This window comes from Marinobacter algicola DG893 (assembly GCF_000170835.1).
Classification (GTDB): domain Bacteria; phylum Pseudomonadota; class Gammaproteobacteria; order Pseudomonadales; family Oleiphilaceae; genus Marinobacter; species Marinobacter algicola.
The window spans coordinates 1-2795 of record NZ_ABCP01000089.1; the positions used below are offsets into that span (position 1 = coordinate 1).

Annotated in this window: 2 protein-coding genes; both read right to left on the reverse strand. The window is 55.9% G+C overall.

The annotated features are described in order from the left end of the window. On the reverse strand, nt 1-128 hold a 128-nt coding region (locus tag MDG893_RS20305), incomplete at its 3' end, for a peptide deformylase (protein WP_007155730.1). A gap of 423 nt (nt 129-551) precedes the next feature. Further along, the gene (locus tag MDG893_RS20310; protein WP_007155731.1) at nt 552-2645 is read right to left on the reverse strand and encodes a 3-hydroxyacyl-CoA dehydrogenase NAD-binding domain-containing protein; all 2094 of its coding nucleotides are present in this window, start codon (nt 2643-2645) and stop codon (nt 552-554) included. Nucleotides 2646-2795: the final 150 nt, after the last annotated feature.

Consider the following 2795-nt stretch of genomic DNA (forward strand, 5'->3'; position numbering starts at 1 on the left):
CCGGGCGCATCGTACATGGTCTCGAACATGTCGTCGATCAGCTTGCGGGTCTCGTCTGTCACCTCGTCCACGGGCTTGGCAATGGTGCGCAAGCGGGGATCCGGGTATTCGAGAATATCTAGTATCATGGCGCTCGTACTTTTGGTGTCTGAATCTGGCTTTCACCGTTATCTTTTGTAACGGTGTGAATACTGTCTCCGAAATGCGACAGCGTACTGCGCATTTTTCCATCCCGTGACTATTATGATCGGGATGAAAGAGCCGGTTTCAACGGGTTGTTGCCGTTTATGGTGCTATTATCCCTCAACTCGCTCATTGAGTACAAACTGATCAGTTGATAGTCAAAAGCTTTCGGCTCTAGCGTAGAATTTACTGGAAGAACAAAAGATAACATCACAATTTGCGAGACATCTTCTATAGTAGTGGTATAAAAGGCAGAGTACCGGCTGCATACCAAGAACAGAATCTATCGATTCAAGGCACGCGATCAAGGACTTAAACAATGAGGAAATTGACCTCGGGACCAGCCACCATACCAGCAGGCCAGGCTTTTAAAGGTCCGAAAACTTGCGCCCTTCACTGACCAGTTTTTGCAACAGGGCTGCTGGCTTCCACTGCTCGCCCCCCAGGTCATCGTAGAACTGTTCAACAGTGCCAAGAATAATGTCCAGGCCAATCTGATCCGCCCAGAACATCGGCCCACCCCGATAGGCCGGGAAGCCATAGCCATAGATCCAGGTAATGTCGATATCCAGCGACCGGTCGGCAATGCCCTCTTCCAGAATCTTGGCACCCTCATTGACCATCACGTACATGCACCGCTCCAGAATCTCCTGGTCGGTGATGTCACGGGACTTAATACCTTGCTCCTCGCGGAACTCGGCAATAACCCGGTCCACCTCCGGGTCGGGAATCGGCTTGCGGTTACCCTCTTCGTATTTGTACACGCCCGCCTGGGTCTTCTGCCCAAGGCGACCCTGCTCCGCCAGCTTGTCCATCCAGCTTGCCGGCACATCCTCACCAGCCTTGCGGCGTTCCTGACGGATGCTGTAGCCAATATCGATACCGGCCAGGTCCGACATCGCAAACTGCCCCATGGGGAAACCCAGATCGGTCAGCACCTTGTCCACCTGTTGCGGGCTCGCACCTTCGTTGACCAGCGCCATCGCCTCTGCGCCTCGCTTGTGCAGCATGCGATTGCCGACGAAGCCATAACAGTTGCCCACCATGACCCCGACCTTGCGAATCTTCTTCGCCAGCGCCATGGCGGTGGCCTTGACCTCATCAGAGGTTTTTTCGCCGCGCACAATTTCCAGCAGCTTCATCACGTTGGCGGGGCTGAAGAAATGCAGGCCAATCACGTCCTGCGGACGTTTCGTCGCCGCCGCAATGTCATCGATACTGAGGGTGGAGGTGTTGGACGCCAGAATCGCACCCGGTTTGCAGGCGTCGTCCAACTGACCGAAGATCTTTCTCTTCAGGTCCCTGCTTTCAAACACCGCCTCGATCACCAGATCCACATCGCTGAAATCGTCATAGGTCAGGGTGCCGCTGATCAGGCTCATGCGTTCCTCAACCTGGGCCTGGGTGATGCGGCCTTTCTTCGCGGTGTTCTCGTAGTTTCGGCGAATCACCGCCAGGCCCTTGTCCAGCGCCTCCTGCTTCACCTCGGCGATGGTCACGGGAATCCCGGCATTGGCGAAGTTCATGGCGATGCCGCCGCCCATGGTGCCGGCACCAATCACACCGACGGTGCGAATGTCCCGAACCGGCGTGTCCTTGGACAGGCCTTTCACTTTTGAGACTTCCCGCTCAGCAAAGAAAGAGTGAACAAGCCCGGCACGCTGAGGCGATTCCATGCACTCCATAAACAGTTCACGCTCTCGCTTCACGCCATCCTCGAACGGTAGGCTGAAAGCGGCTTCCACCGCATCCACGCACTTGAACGGGGAAAACAGGCCCCGCGCCTTTTTCTGTAAGCCGGCGCGGAACTGTTCAAAAACGTCGCTACCCTTGTCGGCCTGCAACTTATCGGTCAGGTCCCTTACGCGACGGACCGGCTTGCCTTCGTCCGCAACTTTCTGTGCGTATGCCAGGCCTGCAGCCTTGATATCGCTGCCGTCCTCAACCGCATCAACAATGCTCAGGGCCAGAGCGTCTTTAGCGCCCACAAATTCGCCGGTGGTAATCATTTCCAAGGCCTTTTGGGCACCCGTCAAGCGCGGCAGGCGCTGGGTGCCCCCGGCTCCGGGCAACAAGCCCAGCTTTACTTCCGGCAATCCCACCTTGGCGCTGCTCAAGGCCACCCGGTAGTGGCAACCCAATGCGGTTTCCAGGCCACCGCCCAACGCAGTGCCGTGAATAGCCGCAATAATTGGCTTGTCGCTGTTCTCATACTGGTCAACAACGGACGGCAGCCCCGGGTCCTGCATGGGCTTGCCGAATTCGCGAATGTCGGCCCCGGCAATAAAGGTGCGGCCTTCGCACACCAGCAACAGTACCTTGGCGTCGGCGTCTTTCTGGCCCTGCTCCAGCGCAGCCACCAGGCCGGAACGAACCGCATGACTGAGGGCGTTCACCGGCGGATAGTTCACGGTGATCACGCCAATGGAGCCTTCCCGGTTATAAGTCACGACCTCAGACATAATATCTCCTAGCCATATATGGAATGTAGTTTTAACAAGCGAAACATAGTCACGATTTAATACAAGTTTTCGGCAGGTTTCAACCATGGACTAGAATGCAGGCATAAAAAAACCCCAGAACGAATTCTGGGGTTTTTCGATAAAGCCGGC

What these genes read in the sequence shown, in the direction of transcription:
- MDG893_RS20310 (WP_007155731.1), bottom strand. Translation starts at nt 2,645, where the DNA reads ATGTCTGAGGTCGTGACTTATAACCGGGAAGGCTCCATTGGCGTGATC.